Raw genomic sequence first — 19,031 nt, 5'->3', positions numbered from 1 at the left:
GCGAGTTTGCGTTGCAACGAAGCTCTGCGTCCAGCCCTGAAGACAGGTCGAGCGTCATGCTCGGGCTTGACCCGGGCATCTCGTGAAGGAGAAGCCCCCACGCGTCGCGAGATTCTCGGGTCGCCGCTGCGCGGCACCCGAGAATGACGCCCTTCGATCACCCCGCGATCGTCGCGAGCTTCGCCAGATCGACATTCGCGCCGCAGACGAGCACGCCGAGCCGCTCGCCCTTGGCGGGCTTGTAGGCGCCGCTGATCAGCGCGCCGAAGGCCGCCGCGCCGCCGGGCTCCACCGCGAGACGGAAATCCCGCCACAGCGCCGCCTGCGCCGCCGTGATGGCTGCGTCAGCCACCAGCGCGACATGGTCGACCGTGTCCTTGCAGACATCGTAGACGAGCTGGCCGACATTGCGCGCGCCGAGCGAATCGGCGGCGACGGAGGCGACCTTGACCTCGGCCGGCCCCTTCGCCTCCAGCGCCGCCTGCAAGGCGCGCGAGCCTTCCGGTTCGACGCCGACGACCCTGACCTTGCTGCCGGCAAACCAGCTCGCAATGCCCGAGATCAGTCCGCCACCGCCGACCGCGACGAGAACGGTGTCGAGATCGGGTTCCTGCAGATCCCATTCACGGCCTAGCGTGCCCTGGCCGGTGACGGTCTCCTTCGCCGCGAAGGGATGGATCTTCAGCGCGCCGGTTTCCGCGACGAAGCGGTCGCAGGCCGCCTGGGCATCGTCATATTGCGCGCCGCCGACCACAACCTCGGCACCGAAGCGCTTGATCGCCTCGATCTTGGCCGCGGGCGAGATCTCGGGCACGAAGATCGTCGCCTTCACCCCGCGCTTCATCGCGGCATAGGCCACCGCCGCGCCGTGATTGCCGCCCGAGGCGGCCGAGACGCCCGCAGCCGGCACCGCCAGCGAGAGCAGGTTGTTGAAGGCGCCGCGCGTCTTGAACGAGCCGGCATGCTGTAGGCATTCGAGCTTGAGCGAGAGATCCGCGGCCGAGCCGAGAGCGCCACTGCCCAGCCGCATGACAGGCGTGATCCGGGCATGCCCGGCGATGCGGGCGGCCGCTTCCTCGATCATCGGACGGGTGACGGGGCGTTCGCTCATGGCTCGATCCTGTGATGACGGCGCCCGGGACGAGAATGTCCAGATCGCGATGGGAAGCCCGTGGCTATCGCGCCCCGGCGGATCGGGAAAGGGCTTTCCGCGCCCGGCGGCAATGTGCCGGGCGACGACCAGCGCCGCCAGCGCATCGAGGAGATCGTCCGCCGCCGCGCCGCGCGGAGGCCGCGCCGAGAGCGCCTCGGCTGCGATGCCGGCGTCCCTGAGCAGTCCCCGCCGCTCAGCCATGCCGGGGGGATTGATGACCCCCTTGACCTTCTTCGGATGGGCGAGCGGCACGCCCTTCATCATTCGGAAGGCGAGCTCGGGATGGACTTCGAAGACGCGCTCGCGCCATTCCGCCTCCGCGCGGAGCAAGGCATCGATCTCGCGGATCTTCGGGAAGAGGTGAAAGCCCTGCTTCGAGACCTTGCGGGGCGGATCGGACGCAGCGAGCGCCAACGCGCAAGCCTCTCGATAATCGGACGCTTCGACAGCACGGCGCGCCGGAATCGAAAAAACCGAGGACTGCCTGTCGCCCAGCAGCGCCCGCACCGCCTGCTCCGGTCCGCGCCCGGAACCCGTCACCTGATCCGGCAGACCGATCGGCATGTCGACCGCAACGATATCGGGCCCGATCTCGCCGGCGAACAGATCGGCGAAGCGCGGCACCACACGGATGATCGGCGCCGCCGGCCCTTCGGCGGAAGCGATGGCCGCGATCCAACCCGCCTTGCAGCCATCCACACCGGCCAGCCATGCCATGCCCGTTCCCTCCGCCTTTCGCAGCGCTGGCATCGCATCCGCGTTCGTCTACTGTGCGGCGCAGCACAAGCCGGCCGTGTCAGGAGAGACGATGACCGCGATCCGCCCCCGCCGCAGCGCCCTTTATATGCCGGGCTCGAACGCCCGCGCGCTGGAAAAGGCGCGTGAGATCGCGGCCGACGTCCTGATCCTCGACCTGGAGGATGCTGTCGCCCCCGATGCCAAGGCAACGGCGCGCGAGCAAGTCTGCGCCGCCGTGAAGGCGGGCGGCTATGGCCGGCGCGAGCTGGTGATCCGCGTCAACGGCGCCGGCACGCCCTGGTTCGCGGACGACCTGGCTGCCGCAGCGGAGGCCGGGCCGCAGGCGATCCTGGTCCCGAAGGTCTCGGCGCCGGATGAACTGCACGAGATCGCCAGCCGGCTCGGTGGTCTTCGGGCCGATTCCGCCATCGCGGTCTGGGCGATGATCGAGACCCCGCTCGCGATCCTCGACGTCGAGCGCATCGCACGGGCCGCGCGCGACCCTGCCACGCGGCTCGCCTGCTTCGTCATGGGCACGAACGATCTCGCCAAGGAGACCCGCGCCCGCTTCGTGCCGGGCCGGGCGACGATGCTGCCCTGGCTGACGAGCGCGCTGCTGGCCGCCCGCGCCCATGGCATCGACATCCTCGACGGCGTCTACAACGACATCAAGGACGAGGCCGGCTTCCGCGCCGAATGCGAGCAGGCGCGCGATCTCGGCTTCGACGGCAAGACCCTGATCCACCCCTCGCAGGTCGGGCCGGCGAATACGGTCTTCGCGCCGGACGAGGCGGAGCTCGCCCGGGCACGGGCCATCATCGCCGCCTTCGACCTGCCGGAGAACGCCGGCAAGGGCGCGATCCAGCTCGACGGCCGCATGGTCGAATTGCTGCATGCCGAGATGGCCCGCCGCACCGTGGCGCTGGCGGAGGCGATCGCGGCGTAAGTCCCCTCTCCCCTTGCGGGAGAGGGTTAGGGTGAGGGGTCGCGCGACGTGAACGCGAGCCGGACACTGACTTCCAAAGACCTGCGGGCCACCTTCTCCCGCAAGGGGAGAAGGAAGGTCGCGCTCGGATGGTCGGGCGGCCCGCTCAGCCCTTCGCGGCCTTGGCCCGCTCGATCGCCTCGACGATCAGCTTCTTGGCCATGGCGGCGTCGCCCCAGCCCTTGAGCTTCACCCATTTCCCGGGCTCCAGATCCTTGTAGTGCTCGAAGAAGTGCTGGATCTGGTCGAGGGTGATCTTCGGCAAATCGGTGTAGTCGTGGACGTTCTCGTAGCGCTTGGTCAGCTTCGGTACGGGAACGGCGATGATCTTCTCGTCGCCGCCGCCCTCGTCTTCCATCAGCATCACGCCGATCGGCCTGACCGCGATGTAGGAGCCCGGCACCAGCGGGCGGGTATTGGCGACCAGCACGTCGCAAGGGTCGCCATCCTCCGACAGCGTGTGCGGGATGAAGCCGTAATTGCCGGGATAGCGCATCGGCGTATAGAGGAAGCGGTCGACGAAGAGCGTGCCGGCCTCCTTGTCCATCTCGTACTTGATCGGCTCGCCCCCGATCGCCACCTCGATCAGGACATTCACTTCGTCAGGCGGGTTCTTGCCGATGGAGATGGCGTCGATGCGCATGAGGGAACCTGTCGCTTGGATATTTCGCCGGGCCTTATGCAAGTTCGCGGCAAAAAGTCCAACCCCTTCCGGCAGGACAAGCCATCAGACGATTTGCGCATGGTTGCCGTCACTGCTATCCGGCCCGTCATGAACAGCCCCGAGACCAGGCCGTGCTGAGCCGCCTGCGCCCCGACGAAGAGCGCTATGCCCGCCGCATGGCCCGCATCGCCCGCTGGGACCGGCCGATCGAAGGCCGGGCCGCGCGCCTGCGCGCCTGGGCCAACATGCTGCTGGTCGACCACGGCGTCTTCCGCCTCGCCTATCTCAACGCCCATCGCGTGACGCCGCGTCTCTGGCGTTCGGCCCAGCCTGCGCCCGGCCAGATCGCGGCCTTCGCCCGCAAGGGCGTGAAGACCATCGTCAACCTGCGCGGCGGGCGCGAGCACGGCTCCTGGCCGCTCCAGAAGGAAGCCTGCGAGCGTCACGGCATCGCGCTCGTCGATTTCGTGCTGCGCTCACGCGGCGCGCCCGACCGGGAGACGATCCTCGGCGCCGAGGCCTTCTTCGCGAGCCTCGAAGAGCCGGCGCTGGTCCACTGCAAATCCGGCGCCGACCGGGCGGGGTTCTTCTCGGCGCTCTATCTGCTGATCCATGAAGGCCGCCCGCTCGACGAGGCGATGCGCCAGCTCTCGCTGCGCTACGGCCATTTCCGCTTTGCGAAGACCGGCATCCTCGACGCCTTCTTCGAGGCCTATCGCCGCGAGGGCGAGGCCAAGGGCATCGCCTTCCTCGACTGGGCCGCGACGATCTACGACCCCGAGCGCCTCGAACGGGACTTCAAGCCCGGTCTTCTGTCTTCGCTGATCGCGGACCGGCTGATCCGCCGGGAATAGGTCATCGACCCGAAAAGTGGAGTGCGGTCTTCGGGTCGATGCCAAAAAGCCTAGGTCATCGGCCGAAACGCCGCTGCGAGGATCACATCCTCACGACTTCGCGCCCGAAACTGCGAAATCCCAGCGCGCACTGTCCTCGGCTTCGCCAAGATGCCGCCAGATGAAGACGACATAGGCCAGCGTCCGAGCGATCGAGACCGCGCCGACGGCATAGAGCAGTGCCGGCGTCAGAGCGCCGTACCAGCGCATCACGCCGATCAGGGCCAGGAGCGAGACGGCGTTGATCAGGACTTGCCAGGCGAGTTGGCGTGACAGGGTCGCGACCTCCTGCAAAGGCCCGACCAGTGTGATCCCGCCGTAGAACAGGCTCATGATGGCGATCACCGCACCGACACCGGCCCATTTCGTTCCCTCGATGAAGCTGTCGGCGACATGGGCGCCAAGGCCGACGGCGGCGAACAGTGCGCCCGCCGCAGCGATCAGGCCGAGCGTCATCAGCCTGATCCAGAAGCGCCTGCGCTTGCCGACATAGCTGCGCAGCCCGTTGAGCACGAGCGGGGTGGAGACGGTGCCGAACATCTGGCTCGGCATCTCGAGCAGCCGCATCGCGAGCGCGACATGGGCCGCCAGCAGCGCATTGGAGGCGTAGGGCAGCGCCAGGATCGGCGCGATGCTGAAGCCATAGGCCAGCAGGGCGGAGGGCAGCAGCGCCCGCGGCGCATCGCGCCAGCGCCAGGCCGCCGCGATCAGGCTGCCGCTGTTCCACAATCGTGGCTGGACCAGCGGCCGCAGCGCCGCATGGCGGCGGCGCAGCAGATAGAGGGTCGCCAGGACATGACCGCCGGCATCCGCCATGAAAAGCGCCAGCGCCTTCGGCCCGAAGAGGCCGATCAGCACCAGCATGATCACCGGCTGGACAACCGCCTGCACCACATTGCTGTTGCCGATGGCACGGAAATCCCCTTCCGCGGTCGCCTCCGCCCAGATCAGGCGCAGGACAGAGCGCGCGGCCAGCGAGACGAAGAAGAAAAAGGCGACGGCCGGCGCCACCCAGCCCGTCAGCGCGAGACCGATCAGCACGAGCGCCGTCAGACCGAGGAATGCGGTGCCGACCGCAGCGGCAAGGCGAAAGGCCAGGCCCAGCCGGGCCGTATCGTTGCTCCGGAAGAACACGGCCTCGAGCCGCAGCAGCGAGGCGGTCGAGACGAAATTCGCGGCAGCGGAAAAGACGGCGAAAGCCGCGAAGACGCTCGGCGGGCACAGCGCCGCCGCGACGATCAGCCCCCAGACCGAGATCAGTCGGGCCTGGACGAAGCGCAGGCCGAGCAGGATGGCCGAACCGAAGCTGGAGCGCAGGATCGGCGCGCGCTCCGCCACGAAGCGGCGTCCGGCGGCCAGCGAAGGCCGGCTCGGGGGAAAGGTCGCCCGTTCCATGACGACATGCGCGGCCATATCGACATCCAGGGTTGGAACATCGGGCAAGCCGTCCTCGCTGTCGTCGGTGCGCCCGTCCTGATGGACCCGGTCCGCCGGCATTAGGAGATCACGGCTTTCAGGTGGCAACGCTGCGCCAGTATGGTTAACAACTTGTAAACAGCTTTCATCGCTGAGCGTCGGTGCAGGCCGCTCGCCCGCGCGGGGCATGATGCAGGAAACGCATCCTGCCCCTGCCGCAGCTCAGACGAAGCTCGCCTTCAGGGCCTCGAACCGGTTTAGCTGATCCGGCAGCAAAGCGCGACTGGCATCTCGTCGCACGAAGATCTTGAACATCACCTCGCCCGCCGCATTGAAGAACTGGACCGAGCAGGCCCGCCGGCCCTGCGCGGTCGCGCGGTCGACGAGATAGATCGCGCGGCAATTCTCGGCCTTGATATGTCCGCCGATCGGGCTGTCGCCATGGATATTGTAGTAGCCATGGCCGAAGCTGCCGACCGGCAGCGCGCCCTCGACCTCCAGCACGATGTCGGGCGTGTGCATCAGGAACAGCACCGTTCCCCAGCTCGCCAGCTCCTGCCACAGCGCCTCGAAGCGCTCGGGCGCCACGAACAGCCGCTGCCCGGCCGGCAGCAGCTCCAGCGCCGTGCGGGTCGAGACACCCGCCTCGCGCGCGATCGCCTCGATCAGCCCGTCGGGCTTTGCCGCGAGCAAAGCCCGGGCATGTTCGATCGGGTCGCGGCTCGCGACCTCCGCCGTCGTCATCGCGCGAACCTCACTCGGCCGCCTGGCGGGGCTGATGCGGATTGATCTCGCTCAGCACGGTCTCGAACCCTTCGAACTCGGGATGGCCGAGGAAGACCGGCTTCTCGCGGGGCTGACCGGCGTTGCGATGCGACTCGCGGAATTGCTCCGACTTCGTCCAGGCGACGAAATCCTCCTTCGCGGCCCATGTCGTGTGCGAGGAATAGAGGGTGTGGTCCTCTTTCTCCGGCCCCTTCAGCAGATGGAAGGCGAGGAAGCCCGGCATTTCGTCGAGCCGGCTCTTGCGCGAGGACCAGACCGTCTCGAAGGCGGCCTCCTCGCCCTTGACGACCTTGAAGCGATTCATGGCGATGAACATCGGATGATCCTGCACTGAAAGGGCCGTGACCGGCCGAACACGGGGCGCCGGCGCGAATGTCCTCGCGATGTCGTGATCCAGCCGCGCAGCACGATGCCGCGGGCGAAACCGACACCGCTTGGCGCGTTGCCCTTGACCGCTTCTAGTAAAGCCGAATATCTGCGTCAATAACAGTCGAGGCCAATGCTTGTTTTGAATTACTAAAAACTAGCACTTACTTGACTGGAACGATTTTAAACTGCGGCATCGACAGTTGATCGACGGCGGCAGCGAAGAGCCTGGGCATTCCAGGAGGAGTCGCATCCATGTCCGGCACACAGGCCCCAACGGTTTCCGCACGCTCCCGGCAGCCGAGCCGCCGCCTCGCGGCCGCCATCGGCCTCGCGCTCCTGGCGAGCGGCCTCTGGCCGGCGGGCTGGACGATGCCGGCCCTGGCGCAAAACCCCGACAAGATCGTCGTCGCCGGCGGCGTGATCACCGAGGTGCTCTATGCGCTCGGCCTGCAGGAGCGCATCGTCGGCGTCGATTCGACCAGCCAGTTCCCGCCGGAGGCGCTGAAGGACAAGCCGAACATCGGCTATGTCCGTGCCCTCTCGGCCGAGGGCGTGCTCTCGCTGAAGCCGTCGCTGGTCATGCTGATCGATGGAGCGGGCCCGCCCGACGCCGTCTCGCTGCTGACCGAGTCCGGCGTGAGGATCGCCCGCATCGCCGACGGCCTGACGCCGGAAGGCGTCGCCACCAAGATCGACGCGATCGGCGCGGCGGTCGGCGCCGGCGAGCCGGCCCGGCGCCTCGCCGCGCAAACGACGGCGCGCTTCGAGGAGCTGGCCGGGCTGCGCGCCAAGCTGGCGACGAAGAAGCGTATTCTCTTCGTGCTTTCGCTGCAGAACGGGCGCGCCCTCGTCGGCGGCCGCAACAGCTCGGCCGACGCGATCATCGCGCTGGCCGGCGGCCTCAACGTCGCGAGCGCCATCGAAGGCTACAAGCCGATGACCGAGGAGGCCATCGCCGCCGCGGCGCCCGACATGGTCCTGATGATGCGCAACAGCAGCGCCCACAACACCACCCCCGAAGAGCTCTTCGCCATGCCGGCCTTCGCGCAGACGCCGGCCGCCGCGACGAAGCGCCTGGTCCATATGGACGGCCTCTATCTGCTCGGCTTCGGACCGCGCACGCCGATGGCGGCGCGCGATCTCATGGCGGCGATCTATCCGGAAGCCGCCATCCCGCCGCTGAAGACGGCCGCCGCCCCGTGACCCTCGCCGCGCCCGTCCCGGCCATGGCCGCCAATGCTTTGGCAACGCTCGCCGCCGGCCGGCGGCGCGTCGGGCTCATCGCCGTCATCGGGCTTGCGCTGGCCTGCCTGCTGCTCGCCATCGTCGCGATCGGCCAGGGCGCCATCGCGATCCCGCCGGGCCGGGTCGCCGAGATCCTCATGGCGAAACTGACCGGCGATACCTCGCTTCTGGACGGGCGCGACGTCCTCGTGGTCCTCAACATCCGCCTGCCGCGCGTGCTGCTCGGCCTGCTCGTCGGCGCGGGCCTCGCGGTTTCCGGTGCCTTGATGCAGGGGCTGTTCCGCAATCCCCTGGCCGATCCCGGCCTCGTCGGCGTCTCGAGCGGCGCGGCGCTCGCCGCGGCGGCGACCATCGTCCTCGGCGACCGTTTCATGGCCGGCACGATGATGAAGCTGCCCTTCGCGGCCCTGCCTTTGGGCGCCTTCTGCGGCGGGCTTGGCGCGACGCTCGCGCTCTACCTCATCGCCACGCGCGGTGGGCGCACCTCGGTCGCCACCATGCTGCTCGCCGGCGTCGCGCTCGGCGCCCTCTCCGGCGCGCTGACCGGCCTTCTCGCCTTCATCTCGGACGACCGGCAATTGCGCGACCTGACCTTCTGGTCGCTCGGCAGCCTCGGCGGCGCGAGCTGGACGAAGCTCTCGGCGGTGGCACCGATCGTGCTGCCGCTGCTGTTGCTGATGCCGCTGCTGGCGCGCGGGCTGAACGGCCTGATGCTCGGCGAAGCCGAGGCCTATCACCTCGGCATACCCGTCCAGCGCATCAAGGCACTGGCGATCCTGCTCGTCGCGCTCGCGGTGGGCGCCAGCGTCGCCTCGGCCGGGCTGATCGGCTTCGTCGGCATCGTGGTGCCGCATCTGATCCGGCTCTCGGTCGGCCCGGATCATCGCCTGCTTCTGCCGCTTTCGGCGCTGGGCGGCGCGATGCTGCTGGTCGGCGCCGACATCGTCGCGCGCCTGATCGTGGCGCCGGCCGAATTGCCGATCGGCATCGTCACTGCCACGATCGGCGCGCCCTTCTTCCTCTGGCTGCTGCTGCGCCGCACGAGCCTCATCGATGTCTGAGTCGGGACCGATCCTCTCCGGTCGTGAGATCAGCTTCCTCGCGGGCGGCCGTCGGCTCGTCGCCGAGGCCTCCCTGGAGCTCGCCGGCGGCACGACCACGATCCTGATCGGCCCGAACGGCGCCGGAAAATCGACCCTGCTCAAGCTCCTGACCGGCGAGATCAAGCCGGCCGGTGGACGGATCGAGATCGCCGGCGAGCCGCTCGAGACGGTTCCGGCCTGGCGCCTGGCCTGCCAGCGCTCGGTCATGGCGCAGCATGCCCGCCTCGCCTTCCCCTTCAGCGTCTACGAGGTCGCGCAGCTCGGCGTCGACGGCATCGGCCGGGCGCTGACGCGCCAGCGGCGCGAGGCGGTCGTCGCGGAAGCCCTCGCCGCCGCCGGCGTGCTCGACCTCGCGGGCCGGCGCTACCAGACCCTCTCCGGCGGCGAGCAGCAGCGCGTGCAGTTCGCCCGCGTGCTCTGCCAGCTCGAAGCCGGGCGCAGCGTCGCCGAGCGGCAGGTGCTCTTCCTCGACGAGCCGATCGCGAGCCTCGACCTCTGCCACCAGCTCGCACTGCTCGACATGGCCCGCAGCATCGCCGCACGCGGCGTCGCCGTGCTGATCGTGCTGCACGACCTCAACCTCGCCGTGACCTATGCCGATCATCTCGTCGTGATGGATCGCGGCCGGATCATCGCGCAGGGCCCCCCGGCCCAGACCCTCGACGACGCCCTGCTGCATCAGGTCTTCCGCGTCGATCTTTCGCTGAGCCGCGCCCCCGCGCCGGGCCTGCCCTTCCTGCTGCCGCAGCAGCATCGCGGCCGGCCGACGGCCTGAGCTGGCATTTCCGCCGATTCACCCCGGATTCATGGTGAATCGCACGGGGACCCGCCTTCACCATATTGCTCAACCGCCGGTTCACGGCTGCGGCGCGATGGCTTCCGATCTGTTCAACCGGAGATCGGACCATGTCGAGACAGGTTGCGGCCGCGGGCTTCGCCGTCGCGGGGCTCGCCCTTTCGGCCTTGTGGCTGCCATCGCCCGCCGCGGCCCGCGAGGTCGTCGAGATGCGCGAAACCCGCTATCAGCCCGGCACCATCGTGATCCGCACCGGCGAGCGCCGGCTCTACTACGTCGTCGCCCCGGGCGAGGCCATCCGCTACACCATCGCGGTCGGCAAGGCCGGCAAGCAATGGCGCGGCGTCAAATATGTCGAGGAGCTGCAGGTCGATCCGGCCTGGAGCCCGCCCGCCGAGGTGAAGCGCGACAACCCCCGCCTGCCGGACGTCATTCCCGGCGGCTCGCCGCGCAACCCGATGGGCGCGCGCGTCATCGGCCTCGGCCCCGGCGGCCAATATGCCATCCACGGCACCAACATGCCGACGACGATCGGCAGCGCCGCCTCCTATGGCTGCTTCCGCATGCATAATGGCGATGTGGTCGACCTCTATGCCCGCGTGCAGATGGGCACGCCGGTCGTCGTCTTGCCCTGAGGGGTCACGCCGAGGGTGCCGGGCCTCTCAGGCCCGGTTTCTGGATCAGAGCGCGACGGGCGAAACCAGCGGCTTGCCGGCGAAGAAGGCCCGCAGATTGCCGAGCATGGTTTCCTGCTGCGCCGCCTGCGCCGATTCCGAGGCGGCCGCGATATGCGGCGTCAGCACGACATTGTCGAGCGCCTTCAGCCTGTCGGAGACATGCGGCTCGTTCTCGAAGACATCGAGCCCCGCGCCTGCGATCACGCCCGTCTCCAGCGCCGCGCACAAGGCGTCCTCGTCGACCGCGATGCCGCGCGAGATGTTGACCAGATGTCCGCGCGGCCCCAGCGCCTTCAGCACCGCCGCGTTCACGGCATGCCGGTTCTCGGCGCCGGCGCGGGCCGAGACGACGAGGACATCCGCCCAATCGGCGAGGCCGAGCAGGCTGTCATGGTAGCGATAGGGCATGTCGGCGCGCCGGCTGCGGTTGTGATAGCCGATCTCCATCTCGAAGCCCTCGGCGCGGCGCGCGATGCGGCTGCCGATCGCGCCCAGCCCGTAGATGCCGAGCTTGCGCCCGGCCAGCCCCGGCACCGGAGCCATGCGCTCGACCGCATTGCCCTGCCAGCGCCCGGCCCGGACGTAACGGTCGCTCTGCGGAATCTGCCGTGCCGTGGCGAGCAGCAGCCCCATGGCGAATTCCGCCACGCCGGTGGCATTGGCGTCTCCGGCATTGCCGAGCGCAATCCCGCGCGCCTTGGCATGCGCGCGGTCGACACCCTCGATGCCGGTGCCGTAGCAACAGACCAGCCTGAGCTTCGGCAGGGCGGCCATGAGAGCGGCGTCGGTGCGCAGGGTCCCGATGGTGAGCAGCGCCTCGACCTGCTCCGCCCCCTCCGGGAGCGCCTCCGGCGTCGAATGCTCCATCGGACCCAGCAGCGTATAGCTTTCACGGAGTCGGTCGATGAACGCCGCCGGCAGTCGCGGCACCATGAGGAGAGTGGGTTTCATCGATCGACTCCAGACAATACCGCATCGCAACATTTCCGCGGCATCCGCTCAAGCCCGCCACCGGCAGGACTGCCATATGCCGGATGCACGCCTTTGCCGCAGTGAACTGGCCGAAAGGCGAAAGATCGGCCGACGCCATTTCCCTCGCCTGCGGCAAAAAAGCACGTTAGCTTCGTCCTGCGACACGAAGCTCGCTCGAGCAAGAGCCGGGCCAGATAAGGGGCTACCCGTATGGATCACCTCGCTGACGTGAAGAAGTTTGCCAAGAAGCCGCTGAACGAGGCCGCCTTCGCCGGGATGGCCAAATCCTATGCGCTGGTCATGGGCAAGCCCGACACGCGCTATGTCGCCTGCTCCGACCCGGCCGAACTCGACCGCGTTCGCGAGAACTTCCTGAAGAAGAAGCTCGGGCTGAAATCCGGCGATCTCGACGGCTCGATCAAGGCCGTCTGCGAGCAGATGAAGGAAGACCGGACCAAATCCCGCCTGACCTTCTACTACCTGCTGGCCGAGCACCACGGAAAGCTCGACCTCTTCATCAAGAAATAGGCCGGCGCCGTCCCCGGCATCGCCGGGGATCTTCCTCCAGGGCAAGCGATGCGGCCGGCGGGATGTGCCGGCCTTGCGCAGGCTTGCCCGTTCTCCGTCGGATCCATCGCGAAAGATCGCGGCGCGCCCTGCCGGACGCGGTGGCGGTGATCTATGCGCTTGTCACCGCATCGGATCGTTCCGGGGAGCGGGCTCCGCTTTCCGGGCCGGCGCCATAGAGGTCCGCGCGCGTCAGCGGCAGGCCGGACGGTCCCTTGCGCCGCTTCGAGACCAGCGTCTGGTTGACCAGCGCGCCGCCGCGCTCGAAGGCGAGCGAGCAGCCGGCGAGATAGAGCAGCCACATCCGCGTCCGCTCCGGGCCGATCTCGGCCTCCGCCCTCTCCTTGTTGGCGTCGAGCCGCTCCCACCACAGCCGGGTCGTGCGCTGATAGTGTTCGCGCCAGCCCTCGACATCATGGACCTCGAAGCCATGGCGCTCGAGATTGGCGATCGACATACCGAGATGGTCGAGCTCGCCGCCGGGGAAGATGTAGCGCACCAGCGCGCGATACTCCGCCGGCATCTTGTTGAAGGCCTTCTCAGTCTTCTTGGCCCGGCGCGAGATGCAATGATGCAGATAGAGCCCGCGCGGCCGCAGCAGCCGGTTCACCGCCCGGAAATAGGACGGGTGATTGCGGATGCCGACATGCTCGAACATGCCGATCGAGGAGATCTTGTCGAATTCCCCCTCCATCTGGGTGAAGTCCTTGAGATGAAGCGTGACCTTGCCCTGAAGCCCGAGCTTCTCGACCTTCTCGCGCGCCAAGGCTAGCTGCTCCTCGGCCAGCGTCACGCCATGGGCCTCGACGCCGTAGTAGCGCGCGGCATGGCAGACCAGCGCGCCCCAACCGCAGCCGATGTCGAGGAAGCGGTCGCCGGGCTTCAGGCGCAGCTTCCGGCAGATCATGTCGAGCTTGTCGCGCTGGGCCCGCGCGAGGTCGCCATGGACCTCGGTGAAATAGGCGCAGGTGTAGACCATCTCCTCGTCGAGGAAGAGCCGGTAGAAATCATTCGAGACGTCGTAGTGATAGGCGATGTTGGCCTTGTTGGTCGCCGGGGCCCCGTCGCGCGCGATCTCGTCGCCCTTGCGATGATCGACGGCCTCGGCCGCCTTGCCGGGCGCGAAGATGAAGCGGCGCATCACGTCGAAGATCGCGCTCTTCGGGATGTTGCGCGCGAGCCTGCCCACCTTGCCGTCAGGCCGGGCCGCCGCGAGATCGAAGATCGAGCCGTTCCGGATCGAGATGCGGTCGGTGACATGCAGGTTGAGGAGCGTGTCGAGCTTGGGCTTGCGGATCAGGGCGGCCGGAACGCCGGCATCGGCGATGGCGATGGCGAGCCCGTCGGCAGGCCAGGAGGCGGGCACCGAACTGCCGTCCCAAAGCCGGAAGCCGAGCTTCAGCCCGAGCTTGTCATGCGCCTCCTCCAGAAGGCGGCGCAGGGCGGCGAGCCGCTTGTCATCGTTCGTCATGATCGGCTCCTATTGGCTGCCTCCCTCTGGCAGCCGAAAGCAGTTGGCAATCGCCGCCACCTGCAAACGGACCCGACATAAACCATAACGCCGTGAAGTCATGAGGTTTTCGTATCGGCGCTGCTAGAAGAGATGCGTTCGAGAGGAAGGTGCCATGAAGCCGAAACTGTTTCTCACGCTCATCATAGCGGCCTCATGCTATCTCGTGCAGAATCTCGACGTTTGGGCGCAAACGCCGAACCCCAGCTCACCCCTTGCCGCTCAGTCGGTCGGACGCGGGCAGCCCACACGAATCAACGTCAACTTTCGCATTGAGATCGATGGCGAAACCGGAGACCTGGCGGCCACCGAAAAGGCAAGAAAAACACTTTACAGCCAGGCGGCGCGGGAATGCTCGGTGCTCACCGCGAGCTTCTCTGGCACGAGTTGCCTCATGGAAAACCTGAGCGTCATGTTTCAGAGGGACGGCTCGGTGAACCGGGGTTCGGCATTCCTGAACGGCAACGCCGTTTATCAGCTTCGCGCCGATTGAGACGACAGACATTCCCTTTCACGGTTTCGTCTCAGAAATCGCTGGCGATGCCCTTCACCTCCCAGTCGTCGTAGCGCACCGGTTCAAGCCCGCCGCGCCCGTTGACCTCGCGCTGGCCGGCGACTTCGGCGGCATGGGCATCGATGGCCGCGCGGCGTGCCTCGGCCTCGGCCAGAGCGCGCTTGGCCGCTGGCGAGAGCACCTTCTCCGTCACGGCAGGTGCGGGCGTGGCATCGCTGGCTTTTTCCGGCATGCGGAACATCTCCACGTTTTTGCCTTTTCGCATTTTCGTCACGCGAACCGGCGTCCACTTCGCTCGAAAATGCTCTTGGCCCGGACTTGCAGGATCGGGCCGATGCCCACCACATAGGGCAGGAAACCGGCAATCGCGAGGGTAATCCGCCCTTTTTTCGTACCGGCAAGCGAAGGGAATACGATGAACTACGTCAGGACCGGCATGCTGATGGCGGGTTTGACCGCGCTGTTTCTCAGCGTCGGCTACCTGCTGGGCGGGAGCAGCGGCATGCTGATCGCGCTGATCTTCGCCGCCGGCACCAATCTCTTCAGTTACTGGAATTCCGACCGGCTGGCGCTTGCCGCCCATCATGCCCAGGAGGTCGATGAGCGCAGCGCGCCCGAACTCTATGGCATGGTCCGCGACCTCGCCGCCCGCGCCAACATGCCGATGCCGCGGGTCTATCTGATCCAGGAGGACCAGCCCAACGCCTTCGCCACCGGCCGCAATCCCGAGAATGCGGCCGTCGCCGCGACGACCGGCATCCTGCGCACGCTGACCTATGAGGAACTGGCCGGCGTGATGGCGCATGAGCTCGCGCATATCAAGAACCACGACACGCTGACCATGACGATCACCGCGACCTTCGCCGGTGCGATCTCCTCGCTCGTCACCTTCGGCATGTTCTTCGGCTCGCGCGACAACCGCCCGAATGTCATCGTCCAGATCCTGCTCTCGATCCTCGCCCCGATGGCGGCGGCGCTGATCCAGATGGCGATCTCGCGCTCGCGCGAATACGAGGCGGACCGCCTCGGCGGCGAAATCGCCGGCAATCCCATCTGGCTCGCCGACGCGCTCGCCAAGATCGCGGCCGGCGTCCAGCACATTCCCAGCGAGACAGCCGAGGCCAGGCCTGCTACGGCGCACATGTTCATCATCAATCCCTTGACCGGCGGCGGCATGGATAATCTCTTCTCGACCCATCCCGACACCGGCAATCGTATCGCCGCGCTGATGGAGCAGGCCCGCGCCATGGGCCTCGGCCGCGCCCCGGCGGCGCCGAGCTTCACCGGCCAGGCCTCCGGCAGCCCTTGGGGTTCCGCGCCGCGCCAGCCCGGCCCCTGGGGCTGAGACATGGCCGATCGCATCCCACCCCGCCGCGGGCACCAGCCGCCTGCAGCCGTCGCCGAATCCGACGCGCCGGGCCTGCCGGCACGCCGGCTCGCCGCGACCGTGATCGACGAGGTGCTGCGCGCCCGCGTCGCGCTCGACGAGACGCTGGATCACCTCGTCCCGGATTCCGGGCTCGACGCCGCCGATGCCGGGCTTGCCCGCGCCATCGCGGTCACCGCCTTCCGCCGGCTCGGCACCATCCAGCACGCCATCAACGAGCGGCTGGAACGCGGCAGCCCGCGTCATTCCGGCCTGTTCGAGCCGATCCTGGCCGCGGCCGCGGCCCAGATCCTCTTCCTCGACGTGCCCGACCATGCCGCCGTCGACCTCGCCATCCGCCATCTGCACGAGGATCCGCGCTCGGCCCGCTACACCGCGCTCGGCAACGCCCTGCTGCGCCGTGTCGTGCGCGAGCGCGACGCGATCCTCGCGGATGCCGAGGCCAACCCCTTCCGCGACACGCCGGATTGGCTCGCCGCGAGCTGGCGCGCCGCCTATGGCGAGGAGGCCGCCACCGCGATCGCCTTGAGCCATCGCGAGGAGCCGCCGCTCGACGTCACCGCCAAGGCCGATCCGGCTGTTTGGGCCGAGAAGCTCGGCGGCATCCTGCTGCCGACAGGCTCGATCCGCCTGCGCGAGCGGCAGGCCATCGCGACCTTGCCGGGATATCAGGAAGGCGCCTGGTGGGTGCAGGACGCCGCTGCCGCCCTGCCGGTGAAGCTGATCTCGCCGGCGCCGGGCGAGCGCATCGTCGATCTCTGTGCCGCGCCGGGCGGCAAGACGGCCCAGATCGCGGCGGCCGGCGCCCAGGTCACGGCGCTCGACCGCTCCGGGCCGCGCCTGCGCCGGCTCAAGGCCAATCTCGAGCGCCTCGGCCTCACGGCCGAGGTCGTGACGGCCGATGCGACGAGCTGGCAGGCGGAACCCTTCGATGCCGTCCTGCTCGATGCGCCCTGCAGCGCCACCGGCACGATCCGCCGCCATCCCGACGTCGCCTGGACCAAGTCGGAGGAGGATCGCGACCGGCTCGTCGCCCTGCAGGCCAAGCTGCTCGATGCCGCCGCCGCCTTGACCAAACCCGGCGGCCAGCTCGTCTACTGCACCTGCTCGCTGGAGCCGGAGGAGGGCGAGGCGCAGATTTCGGCCTTCCTTACGCGTCATCCCCAGTTTCGTCGCGCCGGCGCGAGCCCTGCCGAAATCGGCGGTTTGGACGCCGTCATCGACGCAAACGGCGATATCCGCACCTTGCCGCAGCATTTGCCCGGGGAAACGCCGCGCCTATCGGGATGGGCGGGATTTTACGCAAGTCGCCTGATCAGGCTATGATGGAAGCGGGATTCGCGCGGTGGGGACGCCGCGCCTCTTCCGGCATGGTCTGCGCGGCCTCGAGCTGCGCCGGGAACGGAGCTTTCGGGGGATTTGAGCGCCTGGTCTGAGCGTCGGGGATTGGCCCAGGCCGCGATCGGACGGGCGGCGCGGCGCACCCGTGGTCAGCTCGTCGGCGCGACGCGCAGGCTCTGGCCCTTCGGTCGCAAGCCCTCCTCCCGCCTGCTCTTCGCCCCGCACGACCTGCGCACGGCCGACCCGACCACGGCCGGCGATTTCTACGCGGGCTATTACGCCTTCGCCGGCCGCACCGTCCGCACCCACGGTGAATCGCCCTTCGACATCGCGCCGCCGACCGAGGCCTGGGCCGAGGCGCTCTACGGCTTCGGCTGGCTGCGCCATATGCGTGCCGCCGACACCGCCATCGCCCGCGCCAATGCCCGCAGCCTGGTCGAGGATTTCATTGCCCGGCGCCGCGACCGCAACGATATCGCGCGCCGGCCCGCCGTGGCCGCGCGCCGGCTGATTTCCCTGCTCTCCCACTCGCCGCTCCTGCTGGAAGGCGCCGATCACGCCTTCTACGAGCGCTTCCTGCGCCATGTCTCGCGGCTGACCGATCGGGTCAGCCTCGCGCTCGCCGGCGCGGTCGAGGGGGCCGACCGGATCAACGGGCTGATCGCCATCACCCTCGCAGCTGTCTGCCTGGACGGTCAGGATGCCCGCCGCAAGCGGGCGGAGACCTTGCTCTCCGACGAGCTCGACGACCAGATCCTGCCCGATGGCGGCCATCTCTCGCGCAATCCGCGCCTGCTGATCGACTTCCTGCTCGACCTCCTGCCGCTGCGGGAAACCTTCGCCGCCCGTGGGCTGGAGCCGCCGCGCGGCCTGCTGACCGCGATCGAGCGGATGATGCCGCATCTGCGCCTGTTTCGGCACGGCGACGGCGCGCTGGCCCTGTTCAACGGCATGGGCACGACCCCGCCGGACCTGATGGCGACGCTTGCCGCCTATGACGACGCGCGCGGGCGCCCGACCGAACACGCCGCCTATTCCGGCTACAGCCGGCTCTCCGCCGAGCGCAGCGTCGTGATCGTCGATGCCGGCGCGCCGCCGCGCGGTGGCTATTCCACCGAGGCCCATGCCGGCTGCCTCGCCTTCGAATTCTCCAGCGGCGCGCAACGCATCATCGTCAATTGCGGCGCGAGCCGCTTCGGCCCGCTCGAGCTTCGGCTGGCGGCGCGCAGCACCGCCGCCCATTCGACCCTCGTGCTCGACGATCGCTCCAGCGCGAATTTCGGTATGGTGCTCGGCGAGATGCGGGTCGTCTCCGGTCCGGCCGATGTCCGCGTCGCCCGGCAGGACGGCGCGGATGGGCCGGAATGGGTCGCCAGCCATGACGGCTATCGCCGCATCGGCGCGACCCATACTCGCCGCCTGCTGCTCGCCCGCGACGGTGCCTCGCTGGGCGGTGAGGATGAGGTGGCCCTCACCGGCACGCAGACGGCCCTGCCCGCCGCCGCCCGCTTCCATCTGCATCCGCATGTCCGCGCCAGCCTCGTCCGCGAGGGCACCGGCGCCCTGCTCGCCCTGGCTTCCGGCGAGGTCTGGAGCTTCGAGGCCGGCGGCATGACCATCGCGATCGAGGAAAGCCTCTTCCTCGCCGCCGCCGATGGCCGCCGCAAGACCGAGCAGCTCGTCGTCCTCTTCGATGCTGTCGCGACGCCACGGATCGCCTGGCGGCTCAGCCGCATCAGCGCCGCCAATCCCCGCGCCGGCCAGACGCTCGCCGCGGCTCTGGCCGAGCGGCAGGGAACCCTGATCGATCCCGATCACGATCCCGAAGCGTAACGTTCCGGACGGCATTTTTTGCCTTTCGCGGCGCAGCATGATAGCTCGCGCGCGTCTGTCCAAACAGTCGACTGCCTGCTCC

19 protein-coding genes are annotated in these 19,031 nt (G+C 68.5%); 11 read left to right on the top strand and 8 right to left on the bottom strand.

Annotated features, from left to right (window positions below):
* Positions 1-157: 157 nt before the first annotated feature.
* Positions 158-1,870, bottom strand: a complete 1,713-nt coding sequence (locus AB6806_RS22735; RefSeq protein ID WP_370955597.1) for a serine/threonine dehydratase — start codon at positions 1,868-1,870, stop codon at positions 158-160.
* Between the two features lie 91 nt (positions 1,871-1,961).
* On the opposite strand from AB6806_RS22735, the gene AB6806_RS22730 reads away from it, so the two are divergent.
* Positions 1,962-2,837, top strand: a complete 876-nt coding sequence (locus tag AB6806_RS22730; protein WP_142022764.1) for an HpcH/HpaI aldolase/citrate lyase family protein — start codon at positions 1,962-1,964, stop codon at positions 2,835-2,837.
* Between the two features lie 145 nt (positions 2,838-2,982).
* Here AB6806_RS22730 and ppa read toward each other — a convergent pair whose 3' ends face one another.
* Positions 2,983-3,519, bottom strand: a complete 537-nt coding sequence (gene ppa / locus AB6806_RS22725; protein WP_038362742.1) for an inorganic diphosphatase — start codon at positions 3,517-3,519, stop codon at positions 2,983-2,985.
* 152 nt (positions 3,520-3,671) lie between these two features.
* Between ppa and AB6806_RS22720 the strand changes: the two genes are divergently transcribed.
* A complete protein-coding gene (locus AB6806_RS22720; RefSeq protein WP_260368415.1) occupies positions 3,672-4,394 on the top strand; it encodes a fused DSP-PTPase phosphatase/NAD kinase-like protein in 723 nt (240 codons plus the stop codon).
* 90 nt (positions 4,395-4,484) lie between these two features.
* Here AB6806_RS22720 and AB6806_RS22715 read toward each other — a convergent pair whose 3' ends face one another.
* The 3 genes from AB6806_RS22715 to hmuQ all read right to left on the bottom strand — a co-directional run bounded on the left by AB6806_RS22715 (position 4,485) and on the right by hmuQ (position 6,951).
* On the bottom strand, positions 4,485-5,930 hold the full coding sequence (locus tag AB6806_RS22715) for a hypothetical protein (protein WP_142022763.1): 1,446 nt from the start codon (positions 5,928-5,930) through the stop codon (positions 4,485-4,487).
* A 141-nt stretch (positions 5,931-6,071) separates the two neighbouring features.
* Positions 6,072-6,593, bottom strand: coding sequence for a heme utilization cystosolic carrier protein HutX (gene hutX / locus AB6806_RS22710; RefSeq protein WP_142022762.1), 522 nt, complete (start codon positions 6,591-6,593; stop codon positions 6,072-6,074).
* 10 nt (positions 6,594-6,603) lie between these two features.
* Positions 6,604-6,951 (bottom strand): heme-degrading protein HmuQ, encoded by a 348-nt coding sequence (gene hmuQ / locus AB6806_RS22705; RefSeq protein ID WP_038362734.1) that lies wholly within the window; start codon positions 6,949-6,951, stop codon positions 6,604-6,606.
* A 305-nt stretch (positions 6,952-7,256) separates the two neighbouring features.
* On the opposite strand from hmuQ, the gene AB6806_RS22700 reads away from it, so the two are divergent.
* The 4 genes from AB6806_RS22700 to AB6806_RS22685 all read left to right on the top strand — a co-directional run bounded on the left by AB6806_RS22700 (position 7,257) and on the right by AB6806_RS22685 (position 10,783).
* On the top strand, positions 7,257-8,207 hold the full coding sequence (locus tag AB6806_RS22700; RefSeq protein ID WP_248312539.1) for a heme/hemin ABC transporter substrate-binding protein: 951 nt from the start codon (positions 7,257-7,259) through the stop codon (positions 8,205-8,207).
* Between the two features lie 23 nt (positions 8,208-8,230).
* Entirely contained in the window at positions 8,231-9,310 is a 1,080-nt protein-coding gene (locus AB6806_RS22695; RefSeq protein ID WP_142022982.1) for a FecCD family ABC transporter permease, read from the top strand.
* Positions 9,303-10,127, top strand: coding sequence for a heme ABC transporter ATP-binding protein (locus AB6806_RS22690; RefSeq protein ID WP_112761645.1), 825 nt, complete (start codon positions 9,303-9,305; stop codon positions 10,125-10,127). The genes AB6806_RS22695 and AB6806_RS22690 overlap by 8 nt, the downstream gene beginning before the upstream one ends.
* Positions 10,128-10,258: 131 nt before the next feature.
* A complete protein-coding gene (locus tag AB6806_RS22685; RefSeq protein ID WP_142022761.1) occupies positions 10,259-10,783 on the top strand; it encodes a L,D-transpeptidase in 525 nt (174 codons plus the stop codon).
* Positions 10,784-10,828: 45 nt separating this feature from the next.
* Here the strand turns inward: AB6806_RS22685 and AB6806_RS22680 are convergent, their stop codons facing one another.
* Positions 10,829-11,776 (bottom strand): 2-hydroxyacid dehydrogenase, encoded by a 948-nt coding sequence (locus AB6806_RS22680; RefSeq protein WP_142022760.1) that lies wholly within the window; start codon positions 11,774-11,776, stop codon positions 10,829-10,831.
* A gap of 231 nt (positions 11,777-12,007) precedes the next feature.
* Between AB6806_RS22680 and AB6806_RS22675 the strand changes: the two genes are divergently transcribed.
* Complete coding sequence (locus AB6806_RS22675; protein WP_038362726.1) at positions 12,008-12,325, top strand: DUF2853 family protein; 318 nt, start codon at positions 12,008-12,010, stop codon at positions 12,323-12,325.
* Positions 12,326-12,476: 151 nt separating this feature from the next.
* Here AB6806_RS22675 and AB6806_RS22670 read toward each other — a convergent pair whose 3' ends face one another.
* Positions 12,477-13,835 (bottom strand): class I SAM-dependent methyltransferase, encoded by a 1,359-nt coding sequence (locus AB6806_RS22670; protein ID WP_370955596.1) that lies wholly within the window; start codon positions 13,833-13,835, stop codon positions 12,477-12,479.
* Between the two features lie 154 nt (positions 13,836-13,989).
* On the opposite strand from AB6806_RS22670, the gene AB6806_RS22665 reads away from it, so the two are divergent.
* Positions 13,990-14,367: a hypothetical protein gene (locus AB6806_RS22665; protein ID WP_370955595.1), complete on the top strand. Its 378-nt coding sequence runs from the start codon at positions 13,990-13,992 to the stop codon at positions 14,365-14,367.
* Between the two features lie 31 nt (positions 14,368-14,398).
* On the opposite strand, the gene AB6806_RS22660 is transcribed toward AB6806_RS22665, so the two are convergent.
* A complete protein-coding gene (locus tag AB6806_RS22660; RefSeq protein WP_133561012.1) occupies positions 14,399-14,620 on the bottom strand; it encodes a DUF1674 domain-containing protein in 222 nt (73 codons plus the stop codon).
* Between the two features lie 183 nt (positions 14,621-14,803).
* Between AB6806_RS22660 and htpX the strand changes: the two genes are divergently transcribed.
* From htpX to AB6806_RS22645, 3 genes are all read left to right on the top strand, one after another.
* Positions 14,804-15,733 (top strand): zinc metalloprotease HtpX, encoded by a 930-nt coding sequence (htpX, locus tag AB6806_RS22655; protein ID WP_038362723.1) that lies wholly within the window; start codon positions 14,804-14,806, stop codon positions 15,731-15,733.
* A gap of 3 nt (positions 15,734-15,736) precedes the next feature.
* Complete coding sequence (locus AB6806_RS22650; protein WP_370955594.1) at positions 15,737-17,101, top strand: RsmB/NOP family class I SAM-dependent RNA methyltransferase; 1,365 nt, start codon at positions 15,737-15,739, stop codon at positions 17,099-17,101.
* 93 nt (positions 17,102-17,194) lie between these two features.
* Positions 17,195-18,949, top strand: a complete 1,755-nt coding sequence (locus AB6806_RS22645; protein WP_370955593.1) for a heparinase II/III family protein — start codon at positions 17,195-17,197, stop codon at positions 18,947-18,949.
* Positions 18,950-19,031: the final 82 nt, after the last annotated feature.

This window comes from Allobosea sp. RCC_152_1 (genome assembly GCF_041360765.1).
Classification (GTDB): Bacteria; Pseudomonadota; Alphaproteobacteria; order Rhizobiales; family Beijerinckiaceae; genus Allobosea; species Allobosea spartocytisi.
Note: the sequence above shows the minus strand (reverse complement) of the source record. Positions and strands in the feature narration are given on the sequence as shown.

Bases quoted from the DNA above. Each gene is read 5' to 3' on its own strand.
- AB6806_RS22690 (WP_112761645.1), top strand. From the start codon at position 9,303: ATGTCTGAGTCGGGACCGATCCTCTCCGGTCGTGAGATCAGCTTCCTC.
- AB6806_RS22665 (WP_370955595.1), top strand. From the start codon at position 13,990: ATGAAGCCGAAACTGTTTCTCACGCTCATCATAGCGGCCTCATGCTAT.
- AB6806_RS22695 (WP_142022982.1), top strand. From the start codon at position 8,231: ATGGCCGCCAATGCTTTGGCAACGCTCGCCGCCGGCCGGCGGCGCGTC.
- AB6806_RS22685 (WP_142022761.1), top strand. From the start codon at position 10,259: ATGTCGAGACAGGTTGCGGCCGCGGGCTTCGCCGTCGCGGGGCTCGCC.
- AB6806_RS22660 (WP_133561012.1), bottom strand. From the start codon at position 14,620: ATGCCGGAAAAAGCCAGCGATGCCACGCCCGCACCTGCCGTGACGGAG.
- hmuQ (WP_038362734.1), bottom strand. From the start codon at position 6,951: ATGTTCATCGCCATGAATCGCTTCAAGGTCGTCAAGGGCGAGGAGGCC.
- AB6806_RS22680 (WP_142022760.1), bottom strand. From the start codon at position 11,776: ATGAAACCCACTCTCCTCATGGTGCCGCGACTGCCGGCGGCGTTCATC.
- AB6806_RS22670 (WP_370955596.1), bottom strand. From the start codon at position 13,835: ATGACGAACGATGACAAGCGGCTCGCCGCCCTGCGCCGCCTTCTGGAG.
- AB6806_RS22730 (WP_142022764.1), top strand. From the start codon at position 1,962: ATGACCGCGATCCGCCCCCGCCGCAGCGCCCTTTATATGCCGGGCTCG.
- ppa (WP_038362742.1), bottom strand. From the start codon at position 3,519: ATGCGCATCGACGCCATCTCCATCGGCAAGAACCCGCCTGACGAAGTG.
- htpX (WP_038362723.1), top strand. From the start codon at position 14,804: ATGAACTACGTCAGGACCGGCATGCTGATGGCGGGTTTGACCGCGCTG.
- AB6806_RS22715 (WP_142022763.1), bottom strand. From the start codon at position 5,930: ATGCCGGCGGACCGGGTCCATCAGGACGGGCGCACCGACGACAGCGAG.
- AB6806_RS22650 (WP_370955594.1), top strand. From the start codon at position 15,737: ATGGCCGATCGCATCCCACCCCGCCGCGGGCACCAGCCGCCTGCAGCC.
- AB6806_RS22700 (WP_248312539.1), top strand. From the start codon at position 7,257: ATGTCCGGCACACAGGCCCCAACGGTTTCCGCACGCTCCCGGCAGCCG.
- AB6806_RS22675 (WP_038362726.1), top strand. From the start codon at position 12,008: ATGGATCACCTCGCTGACGTGAAGAAGTTTGCCAAGAAGCCGCTGAAC.
- AB6806_RS22735 (WP_370955597.1), bottom strand. From the start codon at position 1,870: ATGGCATGGCTGGCCGGTGTGGATGGCTGCAAGGCGGGTTGGATCGCG.
- hutX (WP_142022762.1), bottom strand. From the start codon at position 6,593: ATGACGACGGCGGAGGTCGCGAGCCGCGACCCGATCGAACATGCCCGG.